General features: G+C 72.8%; 11 protein-coding genes. All 11 read left to right on the top strand.

Annotated elements, in window-relative coordinates; translation table 11 throughout:
- Positions 1–115: 115 nt before the first annotated feature.
- Complete coding sequence (pehA, locus tag CR162_RS08715; RefSeq protein WP_099095160.1) at positions 116–1,648, top strand: phosphoric/sulfuric ester hydrolase PehA; 1,533 nt, start codon at positions 116–118, stop codon at positions 1,646–1,648.
- Complete coding sequence (locus CR162_RS08720; RefSeq protein WP_099095161.1) at positions 1,645–3,282, top strand: ABC transporter substrate-binding protein; 1,638 nt, start codon at positions 1,645–1,647, stop codon at positions 3,280–3,282. Before pehA ends, CR162_RS08720 begins: the two co-directional genes overlap by 4 nt.
- 4 nt (positions 3,283–3,286) lie before the next feature.
- A complete protein-coding gene (locus CR162_RS08725) occupies positions 3,287–4,279 on the top strand; it encodes an ABC transporter ATP-binding protein (RefSeq protein ID WP_099095162.1) in 993 nt (330 codons plus the stop codon).
- Positions 4,276–5,277 carry an ABC transporter ATP-binding protein gene (locus CR162_RS08730; protein ID WP_099095163.1) on the top strand — a complete coding sequence of 334 codons (1,002 nt, stop codon included), beginning with the start codon at positions 4,276–4,278 and terminating at the stop codon, positions 5,275–5,277. The genes CR162_RS08725 and CR162_RS08730 overlap by 4 nt, the downstream gene beginning before the upstream one ends.
- The gene (locus CR162_RS08735) at positions 5,278–6,210 is read left to right on the top strand and encodes an ABC transporter permease (RefSeq protein ID WP_099095164.1); all 933 of its coding nucleotides are present in this window, start codon (positions 5,278–5,280) and stop codon (positions 6,208–6,210) included.
- A complete protein-coding gene (locus CR162_RS08740; protein ID WP_176559784.1) occupies positions 6,210–7,100 on the top strand; it encodes an ABC transporter permease in 891 nt (296 codons plus the stop codon). Before CR162_RS08735 ends, CR162_RS08740 begins: the two co-directional genes overlap by 1 nt.
- 269 nt (positions 7,101–7,369) lie before the next feature.
- A complete protein-coding gene (locus CR162_RS08745; protein WP_099095165.1) occupies positions 7,370–9,748 on the top strand; it encodes a recombinase in 2,379 nt (792 codons plus the stop codon).
- Positions 9,749–10,042: 294 nt separating this feature from the next.
- Positions 10,043–11,266: a YncE family protein gene (locus CR162_RS08750; RefSeq protein ID WP_099095166.1), complete on the top strand. Its 1,224-nt coding sequence runs from the start codon at positions 10,043–10,045 to the stop codon at positions 11,264–11,266.
- A gap of 265 nt (positions 11,267–11,531) precedes the next feature.
- Positions 11,532–12,764 carry an MFS transporter gene (locus tag CR162_RS08755; protein ID WP_099095167.1) on the top strand — a complete coding sequence of 411 codons (1,233 nt, stop codon included), beginning with the start codon at positions 11,532–11,534 and terminating at the stop codon, positions 12,762–12,764.
- 68 nt (positions 12,765–12,832) lie between these two features.
- The gene (locus tag CR162_RS08760) at positions 12,833–14,038 is read left to right on the top strand and encodes a M20 aminoacylase family protein (protein ID WP_099095275.1); all 1,206 of its coding nucleotides are present in this window, start codon (positions 12,833–12,835) and stop codon (positions 14,036–14,038) included.
- Positions 14,035–14,982: an alpha/beta hydrolase gene (locus tag CR162_RS08765; RefSeq protein WP_218014861.1), complete on the top strand. Its 948-nt coding sequence runs from the start codon at positions 14,035–14,037 to the stop codon at positions 14,980–14,982. Before CR162_RS08760 ends, CR162_RS08765 begins: the two co-directional genes overlap by 4 nt.
- The last annotated feature ends 67 nt before the right edge of the window (positions 14,983–15,049 follow it).

Here is a 15,049-nt window from a genome sequence, read left to right on the forward strand (position 1 = left end):
CCGTCCCGCCATGGCTCCGGAGGGTGTCACGAGACTGACACGCCTCCGTCATTCACCCGTCGCCCACGCGCTTTAAGCGGTCCGCCCCGAAGAGACCGACGGATCGGATGGCCGCATGGCGCGACGGAAGAATGTTCTGCTGATTGTTGTGGACCAGTGGCGGGCGGACTTCGTGCCCGCGCTGGGGGCCGGGTTTCTGCGAACCCCGAACCTGGACCGGCTGTGCCGGGAAGGTGTCACCTTCCGCAACCACGTCACCAACGCCGTGCCCTGCGGCCCGGCGCGGGCCAGCCTGCTGACCGGCCTCTACCTGATGAACCACCGGGCGGTGCAGAACACCGTGCCGCTCGACTCCCGCCACATGAACCTCGGCAAGGCGCTGCGCCGCATCGGCTACGACCCGGCGCTGATCGGCTACACCACCTCGACGCCCGACCCGCGCACCACCGGCGGGCGCGACCCGCGCTTCACCACGCTGGGCGACCTGATGGAGGGCTTCCGCGCCGTCGGCGCCTTCGAGCCCAGCATGGACGGCTATTTCGGCTGGCTGGCGCAGAAGGGCTACGCGCTGCCCGAGAAGCGCGAGGACATCTGGCTGCCGGAGGGCGAGGACAGCGTGCCCGGCGCCACCGACCGGCCCTGCCGCATCCCGGCCGAGCTGTCGGACACCGCCTATTTCACCGAGCGCGCCCTGACCTACCTGAAGGGCAAGGGCGACCGGCCCTGGTTCCTGCATCTCGGCTACTGGCGGCCGCACCCGCCCTTCATCGCGCCAGCGCCCTACAACACCATGTACAGCCCGGCGGACATGCCCGCGCTGCACCGCCGCGCCACCTGGCAGGAGGAGGCCGCGCAACACCCGCTGCTGGACTTCTACCTGCGCGGCATCAGCCAGGGCTCGTTCTTCCATGGCGCGGGCGGCGCCGCGAGCGCGCTGGACGAGGCCGCCATCCGCACCATACGCGCCACCTATGCCGGCCTCATCACCGAGGTGGACGACGCGCTCGGCCAGGTCTTCGCCTATCTCGACGAGACGGGGCAGTGGGATGACACCATGGTCATCTTCACCTCCGACCATGGCGAGCAGCTGGGCGACCACTACCTGCTCGGCAAGATCGGCTACCATGACGAGAGCTTCCGCATCCCGCTGGTGGTCAAGGAAGCCGGCCCTTCGCCGCGCGCGGGCGAGATCGAGAGCGCCTTCACCGAGAGCGTGGACGTGCTGCCCACCATCCTCGAATGGCTCGGCGGCGAGGCGCCCCGCGCCTGCGACGGCCGCTCCATCCTGCCCTTCCTGCAAGGGGGCCGGCCCGATGGCTGGCGCGACCATCTCTTCTACGAATACGATTTCCGCGACGTGCACTACTCGAAGCCGGAGACGGCGCTCGGGCTCGGCATGGACGACGCGTCGCTCTGCGTGGTGCAGGACGAGCGGTGGAAATACGTCCACTTCTCCGGCCTGCCGCCGCTGCTCTTCGACCTGCGGCGCGATCCGCAGCAATTCGAGAATCTCGCGGCCGACACGGCGCATGCCGCGGTCGTCGCCGAATACGCGCAGAAGGCGCTGTCGCACCGCATGCGGCACGCCGAGCGCACCCTGACCCATTTCCGCGCCACCCCGGGTGGCCTTGAGGAGCGCAATCCATGATGACGCCCCGCCGTTCCCTCCTGCTCGGCGCCGGCGGCGCGCTGGGCCTCTCCGCCCTGCCGCGCTTCGCCATCGCGCAGGCTGACAATCGCCCCGCCATCGCCATCGCCGTGCAGAAGATCAGCAACAGCAACACGCTGGAAGTGCTGCGCGAGCAGTCCAATGTCGGCGAGCGCGTGCTGTTCTCCTCGCTCTGGGAGGGGCTGATCGGGCGCAACTGGCTGGGCGGCCTCGGCGCCGTGCCGGAGCTGGCGACCGAGTGGAAGCGCGTCAGCGACCAGGTGGTGGAGCTGAAGCTGCGCCCCGGCGTGAAGTTCCACAACGGCGACGAGATGACGGCCGAGGACGTGGCCTTTACCTTCGGCCCCGAGCGCATGTTCGGCGAGACCAACCCGACGGCGCAGGGCCGCACCATCCAGGTGAGCGGCGAGCGCATCCCGACGCGCGCGGGGCGCGACCTGCCGGCGGAGGTGCCCGCCGTGGCCCGCCGCTCCTGGCCGGCGCTGGAGCGCGTCGAGATCGTGGACCGGCACACGGTGCGCTTCCACAACGCGACGCCGGACGTGACGCTGGAAGGCCGCCTTTCCCGCTATGGCAGCCAGATCATCAGCAAGCGCGGCTATGTCGAGGCCGAGACCTGGTTCGACTGGGCGCGCAAGCCCATCCTCACCGGCCCCTACAAGGTGGCCGAGTTCCGCCCCGACCAGCTTCTCCGCCTCGTCGCCCACGATGAATACTGGGGCGGGCGGCCGCCGCTGAAGGAGATCCGCTTCGTCGAGGTGCCGGAGGTCTCGGCGCGCATCAACATGCTGCGCTCGGGCGAGGTGCAGTTCGCCTGCGACATCCCGCCCGACCAGATCGGCGGCATCGAGGGCGACCGCCGCTACGAGGTGCAGGGCGGCACCATCCTCAACCACCGCCTGACCTGCTTCGACAAGAACCACCCGCAGCTCGTCGATCCGCGCGTGCGCCGCGCCTTCACCCACGCCATCGACCGGCAGGCGATCGTGGACAGCCTGTGGGCCGGCCGCACTGTGGTGCCGAAGGGCCTGCAATGGGACTATTACGGCGAGATGTTTGTCTCCGACTGGAGCGTGCCGGCATACGACCCGGCCGAGGCGCAGCGCCTGCTGAAGGAGGCCGGCTACAAGGGCGACCCGATCCCCTACCGCCTGCTCAACAACTACTACACCAACCAGACGCCGACGGCGCAGGTGCTGGTGGAGATGTGGAAGCAGGTCGGCCTCAACGTGCAGATCGAGATGAAGGAGAACTGGTCGCAGATCCTCTCGCGCGAGCCGGGCCGCGCGGTGCGGGACTGGTCCAACAGCGCGCCCTTCAACGATCCCGTCTCCTCCATCGTCAACCAGCACGGGCCGAACGGCCAGCAGCAGCAGGTGGGCGAGTGGAGCAACGAGGAGATGAACCGCATCTCCGTCGAGCTGGAGACCAGCACGGACCGCGCCCGCCGCAAGCAGGTCTTCCGCCGCATGCTGGAGATCTGCGAGCGCGAGGACCCCGCCTACACCGTGCTGCACCAGAACGCGACCTTCACCGCCAAGCGGCGCGACATCGGCTGGAAGGCGGCGCCCGCCTTCGCGATGGACTTCCGCGCCGGCAACTGGAAGGGCTGAGGGCATGGCGGGAGCCCTCGTCGAGATCCGCGGCCTCGCCGTCAGCTTCGACGGGCTGCCGGCGCTGCGCGGCGTCGATCTCGCCATCGGGCGGGGCGAGGCCGTGGCGCTGGTGGGCGAATCCGGCTGCGGCAAGTCGGTCACCTGGCTGGCGGCGCTCGGCCTGCTGCCGGGCAAGGCGAGGGTTTCCGGCAGCGTGACCCTGGAGGGCACCGAGCTGATCGGTGCCCCCGCCGCCACGCTGGACCGCGTCCGTGGCGGCCGCGTCGCCATGATCTTCCAGGATCCGGCGAGCAGCCTGAACCCCGTCCATCGCATCGGCCGCCAGATCGCCGAGGCGCTGCGGCTGCACAGGGGCCTCCATGGCGCCGCCGCGCGCGAGGAGGCGCGCCGGCTGCTCGACCAGGTGGGCATGCCGGATGCGCGCCGGCGGCTCGATGCCTATCCGCACGAGCTCTCGGGCGGCCAGAACCAGCGCGTGATGATCGCCATGGCGCTGGCCGGCCGGCCCGAGCTGCTGGTGGCCGACGAGCCGACCACGGCGCTCGACGTCACCATCCAGGCGCAGATCCTGGAGCTGCTGGCGGAGATCCGGCGCGACACCGGCATGGCGCTGGTGCTGGTCAGCCACGACCTCGGCGTCGTGGCCGAGACCTGCGAGCGGGTCTGCGTCATGTATGCCGGCCGCGTCGTCGAGGAGACGACGGCGGAAAGGCTGTTCGCGAGCCCGGCGCACCCTTACGCGCGCGGCCTGATGGCGGCGCTGCCGCCGATGGAGGGGCCGCGCCGGCCGCTCGCCGCGATCCCCGGCGGCGTGCCGGAGCCCTGGGCCATGCCGCGCGGCTGCGCCTTCGCCCCGCGCTGCCCGCGCCGCGGCACGGCCTGCGAGGCCGCTCCGCCGCCGCTGGCGGAGGTGGCGCCCGCCCACCGCGCCGCCTGCCTCTACCCCGGAGCCGCCGCCATGGTCTCGCCAGCGCCGCGGATGGTGCCCGCATGAGCACGCTGCTGAAGGCCGAGGGCCTGGTCCGCCGCTACGCCATGCGGCGCGGCTGGTTCGGCCGCCCCGTCGAGGTGCGGGCGCTGGATGGCGTCTCCCTTTCCCTGGAGCATGGGCGCACGCTGGGGCTGGTGGGCGAATCCGGCTGCGGCAAGTCCACCACCGGGCGGCTGGTGCTGGGGCTGGAAACGCCGGACGAGGGCCGCGTCACCTTCGAGGACCAGCCCCTCCCCGCCCCCGGCACCGCCGAGTGGCGCCGGCTGCGGGCGCGGATGCAGATGGTCTACCAGGATCCGCTGGGTGCGATGGACCGGCGCCTGACCATCGGCGCGCAGGTGGCCGAGCCATGGGCGATCCATGACCGGTCCTCCTCGCCCGAGCGGGTGGCGGCGCTGCTGCGGAGCGTCGGGCTGCGGCCCGACCACGCGGCGCGCTACCCGCACGAGCTTTCGGGCGGCCAGCGGCAGCGCGCCGTGCTGGCCCGCGCCCTGGCCACCGACCCCGCCCTGCTGGTCTGCGACGAGCCGATCAGCGCGCTCGACGTCTCGATCCAGGCGCAGGTGATGAACCTGCTGTCCGAGATACAGGCGGAGCGCGGCGTGGCGCTGCTGTTCATCAGCCACGACCTGCGCGCCGTGCGGCAGATGAGCCACCGCGTGGCGGTGATGTATCTCGGCCGCATCGTCGAGGAAGGCGAGCCGGACGCCGTGCTGCACGACCCGGCCCACCCCTATTCGCAGGCGCTGGTCTCGGCCATCCCGCACCCGCAGCGGCGCGGCCAGCGCATCGTGCTGCAGGGCGACCCGCCCAGCCCGGCGGCGCGGCCGGCGGGCTGCGCCTTCCATCCGCGCTGCCCGGTGGCCAGCGCCCGCTGCGCCGTGGACACTCCCGCCCTGAGGCCACGCGCCGATGGCCGGCTGGTCGCCTGCCATGTGGCGCATGGCGAGATCCCGGCCGGCCATGGCCTTCCCGCCCCCACCCTTGCCAAGGCTGCCTGAATGCTGCGTTTCCTCGGCCTGCGCCTCGGGCGTTCCCTGCTGACGCTGGTGCTGGTGGTCACCTTCGCCTTCGTGGTGCTGCGCCTGTCGGGCGACCCCGCGCTGCTGATCATGTCGGCCGACGCGCCGCCGGAGGCGGTCGCCGCCTTCCGCCGCGCCTGGGGCCTCGATGACCCGCTCTGGGTGCAGTATGTCCGCTACTTCGGCGCCATCTTCCATGGCGACCTCGGCAACTCCATGCGCGACGGGCGCGGCGCGCTGGAGCTGGTGGGGGAGCGTATCCCGGCCACGCTGGCGCTCACCGTGCCGGCGCTGCTGATCAAGCTCTGCCTCGGCATCCCGGCGGGGATCTACGCCGCCCTGCACCGCAACTCCCTGGCCGACCGGGCGGTGATGCTGCTGGCGGTCGCCGGCTTCACCGTGCCCTCCTTCGTGCTGGGCCTGCTGCTGGTGCTGCTGTTCGCCGTGCAGCTCGGCTGGCTGCCCTCGGGCGGGCAGGAAAGCTGGCGCCACGCCATCCTCCCGGTCATCACGCTCGGCCTCGGCGGCGCGGCGGTGCTGGCAAGGTTCACACGCTCCGCCATGCTGGAGGTGCTGGGCCAGCCCTACATGCGCACGGCGCTGGCCAAGGGCGTGCCCTGGCGCGTGGCGGTGCGCGGCCATGCCCTGCCCAACGCGGCCATCCCCACCGTGACCATCGTGGGCTTCATGATCGGCAGCCTGCTGGCGGGCGCCGTGGTGGTGGAGAGCGTGTTCTCCTGGCCCGGCGTCGGCCGGCTGCTGGTGGTGGCGGTCGCCAACCGGGACCTCGCGGTGGTGCAGGCCATCCTGCTGCTGGTCGCCGCCACCATGATCACCGCCAACCTGGTGGTGGACCTGCTTTATGGCGTGCTGGACCCGCGCCTGCGGAACGGCGCGCGGGGAGCCGCCTGATGTCCGACGCGACGCTCGATGCCACCTCCGCCCCGGCCGAGGCCGTGGCGCCGCCGAAGCCCCGCCGGAGCCCTCTGCCGCCCCTGGTGGCCCTCGCCCTCCTCTGGATCGCGCTGATGCTGGGGGTGGCGCTGCTGGCGGAATGGATCACGCCCTATTCCATCACCGCGCTCGACCTGCGCAGCCGGCTGGCCCCGCCCGTCTTCATGGGCGGCACATGGGCCCACCCGCTGGGCACGGACGAGCTGGGGCGGGACGTGCTGAGCCGCCTCATCGTCTCCATCCGCATCTCGCTGCTGATCGCCTTCGGCGCGGCGGTGCTCTCGGCGGTGATCGGCGTGACGATGGGCTTCCTGGCCGCGCATTTCCGTGGCCTGGTGGAGCAGGCGGTGCTGGCGCTGGTCGATTTCCAGGCGGCCATGCCCTTCCTGATCCTGGCGCTCTCGGTGCTGGCCTTCTTCGGCAACTCGCTGGTCCTGTTCGTCTGCCTGCTCGGGCTGCACGGGTGGGAACGCTATGCGCGCATCGCCCGCGGCCTGGCCGTCAGCGCGGGCGCGCAAGGCTATGCGGCGGCGGTGCGGCAGCTCGGCGCCACGCCCTGGCGGATCTATGGCCGGCATGTGCTGCCCAACATCGCCTCCACCCTGATCGTCTCGATGACGCTCGCCTTCCCCGAGATCATCCTGCTGGAAAGCGGCCTCTCCTTCCTGGGCCTTGGCGTGCAGCCGCCGCAGACCTCGCTCGGCAACATGGTGGGCTATGGGCGGGAATACCTGACGCGGGCGCCCTGGATCCTGCTTTCCCCCTCGGCGGTGATCGTGCTCACCACCCTGTCCGTCAGCCTGCTGGGCGACTGGCTGCGCGACCGGCTGGACCCGACCCTGCGCTGAGGACGGCGCAGTCATCCTGGCGGCACGGCCACGGCCCGGCGGAGGACACTCTGCCGGGCTGTTGCTTTCTTGCCGCTCTCCGGCACCACGATGCAGAGAGCCTGCAACCTGATCTGGTGGATGATCGCTCCACTCCATACCATATCTAGCGAAGAGCCTGAGACCGATTCGCAACTTGGCGCTTCGTGGAACAGCCTTCCGGAGCCTTTCCCATGGATGGATTCAGCCAGCCGCTTCACGCCCCGACCGGCCGCCCCCCGGAAGCGCCGATGCCGGGCGGGAGCTTCGGCGAGGCGCCGCTGGCCGCGCGCCCGCTGGACCGCGGCATGGGCCTGGCCGTCGGCCGCCGCACCGTCTTCCGCCCCGAAGACGGGGAGGATTTCGGCCGGGTGGCCGAGCGCGTGGCCGCTGGCAACATCGGCCTCCTCGGCGCGGGCGGGGCGCTGGAGACGGAGCGCGCGCGGCTGCGCAACGCCATCGCGACCGGCGCGCTGCTCACCTCCGGCCGGCACCTCCAGCATGGCGACGCCGCCCAGCCGGGGCGCAACATGGAGGTGTTCACCAATTGCGCCACGGCCATCACCTCCTTCGCCGAGTTCTACCTGCTGCTGAACGGCTCCGGCGTCGGCCGCGCCTATGACGATGCGCTGATCACCACCGACTGGGGCCAGGCACCGACCCTCGGGCTGTATCTCTCGCCCGACCACGCGGACTATCCGCGCGACGCCGCGTCGCTCTGCCGCTTCGGCATTGAGATGGGCCTGCTGCCCTGGGACACCACGCCCGAGCGGTTCGGCGCCACGGCCGAGGCCACGGTGCGGGGGTTCCTGGCCGAGGGGCTGCTGCCCTCGCTCGATGCCCTGCCGGCGGGCGCCGTGCTGCACCGGGTGGAGGACAGCCGCGAGGGCTGGGCCAAGGCGGTCGAGGTGCTGGAGGCCATGGCCTTCCGCGCCGAGCGCGACCGCACCCTGGTGATCGACCTTTCCGCCATTCGCCCCGCCGGCAGCCCGATCAGGGGCATGCAGGGCCGCCCCTCCTCCGGCCCCATCTCGCTGCTGCGTGGGCTGATCAACATCCGCCGCCACGTCATCGAGCCGGCGCGCGGGCGGGACCCGGAGAGCGAGGCGCTGCAGCCCTGGGAGCAGGCGCTGCTGGTGGACCACCACCTCTCGGTCGAGGTGCAGGTGGGCGGCGCCCGCCGCGCCGCCCGCATGGCCACCAAGTCGTGGCGCGACCCGGGCATCCGCCGCTTCATCCGCGCCAAGTCGGAGGGCGGGCTGTGGACGGCCAACCACTCAGTCATGGTGGACCGCGCGTTCTGGCGGCTGCTGCGCGAGGGCGGCGCCGGCGATCCGCTGGCCGCCCAGGCGCGCATGGTGTTCGACGAGGTGACGGCCTGCGCCTACATCAACGGCGAGCCCGGCTTCATCAATGGCGACCTGCTGGAGGACCACCGCACCGGCGCCGCCTGGAACAAGCCGGTGCACGAGGATGGCCGCGACTTCCGCTCCGCCCGCTACCAGGTGGATGCCGCGGCCGGCCTGCTGGCCGAGGCCTCGCGCCGCGCCGCCAGGGCGCGCTTCCCCGTCACCACCAACCCGTGCGGCGAGATCGCGCTGCATGTCACGGGCGGCTACTGCGTCATCGCCGATTTCGCGCCCCTGCTGGCCTGCCCCGCGGCGTTCGGCAGCTTCCGGCCCGGCGCGGCGCCAGGGGATGTGGCGGCGCCATGGGACCGGCGCGTGGAGGACGCGGTGCGCCTCGGCGTGCGCTTCCTGATCCGCGCCAACCGGATGGACGCGCTCTATGGCGAGGAGGTGGCGCGCACCAACCGCATCGGCATCGGCCCCACGGGGCTGCACGAATGGGCCTGGATGCGCTTCGGCCTCGGCTTCCGCGACCTGCTGGACGAACGCCGCGCGGCGCCCTTCTGGGCCATGCTGCGCCGCCTTTCCGCCGCCGCGAAGGACGAGGCCGTGGCCTATTCCGCCACGCTCGGCATGGCGCCGCCCACGACCGTGACGACGGTGAAGCCGGCCGGCACCACCAGCAAGCTGTTCGGGCTGACGGAGGGGGCGCATCTCCCCGCGCGCCGGCAATACCTGCGCTGGGTGCAGTTCCGGGGCACGCGCGAGGCCGGCACGGGGGCCTGGGCTCCCGGTTCCGACCCGCTGCTGGCCGATTACGCGGCGCGCGGCTACCCGCTGCGCGCGCTGCGCAGCTTCCCCGGCATGACCGTCGTGGGCTTCCCCACCGTGCCACTGGCGCAGCGCCTGGGCATGGAGGAGGCCCTCGTCACCGCACCGGAGGCCACGCCGGAGGAGCAGTATCGCTGGCTGCGCCTGCTGGAGGCGAACTGGATCGGGGCGGAGCGGGGCAACCAGGTCAGCTACACGCTGAAGGTCTACACCGACCGCCACGATCTGGACGCCTTCCGCGCCATCGTCCGCGAGCACCAGCCGCAGGTGCGATGCTGCTCCGTGCTGCCGAGCCGGCCGGATGCGGAGCTGGGCTACGAGTATCTCCCCGAGGAGGAGGTATCCACCGCCCGTTTCGCTGCCCTGGTGGAGAACATCCGCGACGGCGCGGTGCGCGAGGCGGTGGACTGGGCGCACCTGCAATGCGCCAGCGGGGTGTGCCCGATCTGAGGGCCACGGGCTCCTGGCGGCGCGGGAGGTTGGGCCACCGCACGCCAGGAGCTGGCGCCACCACCAGGCCAAGGGCGGAAAGGTGAAAATCTCGCCGCCGCCGCTGTCCCTCCCGCGCTCTCATCCGTCTGCATCGGTGCAGCCCGCAGTTCCTGGGCGGGCGATCCTGCGCCAGGAGGGCCGCCCATCCGCACGCCCGGAACGCTGCGCGCAGCGCTGACAGCCCACCGGCGGCACACTCCCCCGGCACAAGGCCGGCAGACCTCGCCTTCCTATCCCTTTGAGGAACTCCGCATGTCGCGTCTCGACTCCCTGTTGCACCGCCGCCTGCCCGGCCTCCTGGTCGCGGGCACGCTGCTGATCGGCGCGGGCGCCGCCCTGGCCCAGACCGCCTTCGAACCCATGGACCGCGCGGCCAACCATCAGCTCCGCTTCACGGCGGCCGAGCAGGGCCGGCCCATCCATGCGGGCGGCGAGGTCGCCGTGGCCGGGCAGGGCTTCCGCCCCGGGCAGAAGGTGACGCTGCTCTATGGCGCGACCCCGCTGCCGGGCGGCACCCTGGTGGCCGACGCCGAGGGCAAGGTTTCCGGCCGGATGACGATCCCGGCCGAGGCCGAGGCCGGCACCTACCCGATCGTGGTGGTGGCGCAGGGGCCCTACAACGCGACCATCGCCTCGCTGAAGGTCTCGCCCCGTATCCCCCTCTCCGGGCAGGAGGGGTTCGAGCTCAAGGAGGCGCAGGTCGCGCGCGGCCTGTACCAGTCCGCCTACAGCGCGCGGAACAAGGCGCTGTTCGTCACCTCCGCCGTGGGCCGCCCGCCGGTGCGCCAGTCCGAGCTGCTGCGCCTCGACCCGGAGACGCTGGCCGTGGTCGCGCGCGTCACGCCGCAGGCCGCCCCCGGCCGCGGCGCCGCGGCGGATGGCGGCGTCTATGCCGTCTATGGCATCGGCGTGGATGACGCGAACGACACCGTCTGGGTGACGAATTCCCGCCAGAACACCGTCGCGGTGTACCGGCAGTCCGACCTCGCCCTGGTGCGCCAGTTCGAGCCGGGCACGGTGAACCACGTGCGCGACGTGGCGATCGACCCGCAGGCGGGCAAGGCCTTCGTCAGCGCCACCTTCCGGCCGGAGGTGGTGGTGTTCGGCACCGGCAAGCCGGAGGTTTCCAACCGTATCGAGATCCCCTCCGGGGTGCGCGGCGGCACCTTCTCCGCCGCCAGCCTCTCGCTGGACGCCAAGGCGCACCGCCTCTACGTGGTGAGCAACACCACCAACGAGGTGGCCGTCATCGACACCCGCACGGACAAGGTGGAGAAGGTGCTGCCCGTGCCCGGCGCGCGCGGCTCCATCGGCGTCTCGCATGACCCGCGGAGCGGCCGCATCTTTCTGGGCCCGGCGCCGCTGGCCAACCACGTCTCCGCCGGTCCGGACGGCACGGTCTATGCCGTGGACAAGTCCGCCAATGCGCGCCAGGAGGAGGGCGACACCCTGCTGCGGATCCGTCCGCGCTCCTGAGTCCGTTCCCCTCGCGCTGGCGGCGCCGGCGCGAGGGAGACAGCCGTGAAGGGGGAGAGGCCGGGGAACCCTCCTGCCTCCTCCCTCCGCCGCCCCCGCCCTTGCCAAGCGCGAATGGGACGCATTATCAGCCCTGTGGCCACTGGCGGGCAGCGGGCGGCATGCATGCGCCGCGCCGCGAGCCCTCCGGCACGCCGCCGCCGGCCATCAGCGCCCCGCATTCTGCTTTTCTCCCCTTCCGCCTTCCTTCCGCCAAGGACCGAGCATGACCCGTGACGATGGCACCGGCGCCCCAGACCCGCGGAAGGACAGGGTCCTCCTGGCCCTCATGGCCACCACCTTCTGCGGCAGCATGGCGATGATGGCCTTTGTCGCCCTCATCGGCCCCATCGCCCGGGTGGCGGGGCTGGCACCCTGGCAGGCCGGCATGGCCGTCACCGCCTCGGGCGTCATGTGGATGCTGGGGGCCCGCCCCTGGGGCCTGGCGAGCGACCGGCACGGGCGCCGCGCCGTGTTGCTGGTGGGCGCGCTGGGCTTCACCCTCTCCTACTGGGCCCTGTGCCTGGTGATCGATGCGACGCTGCGCTGGCAGGTGCCGGTCACGCTTGCCTTTATCGGCCTTGTCGCCGGGCGCGCCCTGGTGGGCGGCACCTATGCCGCCATTCCCGCCGCCGCCGGCGCCCTGATTGCCGACCGGGTGCCGCCCGAGCGCCGCGCGGCGGCGATGGCGATGCTCGGCACCGGCAGCGGCGCGGGGCTGGTGGTCGGCCCGGCGCTGGCCGCGTTGCTGGCGCGGCACGGGCTGAGCCTGCCACTGATCTTCACGGCCGTGCTGCCGCCGCTCGCGCTGCTGGTGCTTTGGCTCCTGCTGCCGGCGCATCCCGCGCAACCCCGCCCGCCGCGGAAGGCGCTGCCGCTCTGGGACCCGCGCCTGCGGCACCCGCTCATCACCGGCTTCACCGCCATGTTCAGCGTGGCGATCGCACAGGTCACCATCGGCTTCTATGCCCTGGATCATCTGGGCCTGCCGCCGGACGCCGCGGCGCAGGCCGCCGGCACGGCGCTGATGCTGGTGGGCATCTCCCTCGTGCTGTCGCAGGCCCTCGCCACGCGGCTGCGCATCGCGCCGGCGCGGATGATCGGCATCGGCACGCTGGTCGCCGCCGCCGGCTTCGGCTCGGTCGCGCTCGTGACCGAGGCCTGGATGCTGGGCGCCTGCTACTTCGTCGCCGCCGCCGGCATGGGCTGGGTCTTTCCCGCCTTCTCGGCCATGACGGCGAATGCCGTTGGCCCGCAGGAGCAGGGCGGCGCGGCGGGCGCGGCGGGCGCGGCGCAGGGCCTTGGCATGGTGCTCGGCCCCGTCGCCGGAAGCCTGCTCTACATGCTCGGCCACACGCTGCCCTACCTGCTGGTGGCCCTGATGCTGCTGGCCGTCTCCCTGTCCATGTGGGCCCGCCCCCGGCCGGCGCCATCGGCCGCCAGCCAGGGACCCGGCTGAACGCGCAATCCTCCCGCTGCGCCCCCGCGCGGGGCGCGGTTCCCCTCCCTCCGGCGGAGCCTCACGCCATGCAGCACCTGATCGAACGCCTCGCCGCCCGGCAGCAGGATCTCGCCGACTTCCGCCACGACCTGCACCGCCACCCCGAGATGGGCTTCGAGGAACGCCGCACGGCGGCGCTCGTCGCCCAGCGGCTCCGCGCCTGTGGCATCGCGGTGGAGGAAGGGCTGGCGGGCACCGGCGTGATAGGCACGCTGAAGGGCCACCGCCCCGGGGGGCGCAGCATCGCGCTGCGGGCCGACATGGACGCCCTGCCGATCCAGGAGGCCACCGGCCTGCCCTATGCCTCCGCCACGCCTGGCGTGATGCATGCCTGCGGCCATGACGGCCACACCACCATGCTGCTCGGCGCGGCGGAGGAACTGGCGCGGAACCCGGATTTCGCCGGCACCGTCCACTTCATCTTCCAGCCCGCCGAGGAAGGCCTGGGCGGCGGGCGGCGCATGGTGGAGGAGGGGCTGTTCCGCCGCTTCCGCGCCGATACCGTCTTCGGCCTGCACAACGAGCCGGGGCTGCCGCTCGGCCGCTTCGGCCTGCGCGCGGGGCCGATGCTGGCCAATGTGGACAGCTGGTCCGTCACCTTCCGGGGCACGGGCGGGCATGGCGCCGTGCCGCACCGCGCGACCGACCCGACCCAGCCGCTGGCCGCCTTCATCGGTGCCCTGCAAGGCATCATCGGCCGCAACCTGCCGGCGCGGGAGACGGGGGTGCTGAGCGTCGGCCACATCGCCGCCGGCGATGCGCGGGCGCCCAACGTCATCCCCGCCGAGGCGCGGGTTTCCGGCACCGGCCGCTCCTTCCGCCCCGAGATCCGCGAGACCATGGGGCGGCGGCTGGGCGAGCTCGCCATGTCGCTGGCCACCGCCCATGGCTGCACGGCCGCGGTGGAATACCGGCACGACTATCCGGCCCTGGTGAACACGGCCGGGGAGGTGGCGCTCGCCGCCCGCGCCGCCGCCGCCCTGGTGGGCGAGGGGCAGGTGGATACGGACTTCCCGCCGATCACGGCGGGCGAGGACTTCGCCTACATGCTCCAGGAGCGCCCCGGCGCCTTCATGCTGGTGGGCAATGGCGTGGCGGAGGATGGCAGCTTCCACCATGTCCACACGCCCCGTTACGACTTCAACGACGCGCTGCTGCCGCTCGGTGCCGCCTACTGGGTGAGCCTCGTCGCGCATGTGCTGGGCGGGGCGGACGCGGAGGGCGGCGCATGACGGCCGGCCGCCGCGCCCTGCTGACCATGGCGGGACTGGGCATTGGCGGGCTGGGCGTGGCCGGCGCCCTCCCCGCTCTGGCGCCCCGCGCCGCCCGGGCGCAGCGCGTGCCGAACCGGCCCGCCGAGGTGATCGAGGACCCGCTGGTGGAACGCTTCGACCTCGGCCTGGGCGATGGCCCCGCCTGGCGCATCCAGCTCGCCCGCCCCGCCACGCCGCCGCCCGCCGCGGGCTACCCGGTGCTGACCGTGCTGGACGGCAACGCCCTCTTTCCGCTGGCCTGGCGGATGCGGGAGGCGGCGGGCGCCGCCGGCGTGGCGCTGCTGGCCATCGGCCACCCCACCGAGGCGCAGTATGATTTCGACCGCCGCTTCCTCGACCTGACGCCGGCCACCCCGGCGGAGGCCTTCGGCCCGCGCCGCGACAACCCGCCGCCCACCGGCGGGCGCGGGCGCTTCCTGGCCTTCATCGAGACGGCGCTGCGCCCGGCCGTTGCCGCCCGGCTGCCGGTGGACCCCGGCCGGCAGGCGCTGTTCGGCCATTCGCTGGGCGGCCTCTTCGGCCTGCACGTCCTGTTCACGCGCCCGGAGCTGTTCCGCGCCTATGCCCTTTCCGATCCGTCCATCTGGTGGAACGGGCGGTCCATCCTGGAGGAGCAGGCGGCCTTCCTGGGCGGGCTGCGCGCCGCGGGCGGGCGGGTGTCGCGGCCGCTTGAGGTGCTGGTCGCGGTGGCCGGCATCACGCGTCCCGGCCCCTTCCGCGCCGCGGGCGGGGACGGGCCGGGCGGGCGGGAAACGGCCCGGGCCCTGGCCACAATCCCGGGCCTGCGCGCCGCCTTCCGCCGCGTGGAGGGCGAGGGGCATGGCGGCATGGTGCCGCAGGCCATGGCCGATGCCCTGGCGCTTGCGGCGGGACGGATGCCGGAGGGCACCGCCCTGCCATGAGGCTGGCGCGTATTGCCCCCGGAGCCCGGCGGCATTATTGAGAATGAGTATCAATGAGGACTGGAAC

This window comes from Teichococcus rhizosphaerae, from assembly GCF_002631185.1.
Lineage (GTDB): Bacteria > Pseudomonadota > Alphaproteobacteria > Acetobacterales > Acetobacteraceae > Pseudoroseomonas > Pseudoroseomonas rhizosphaerae.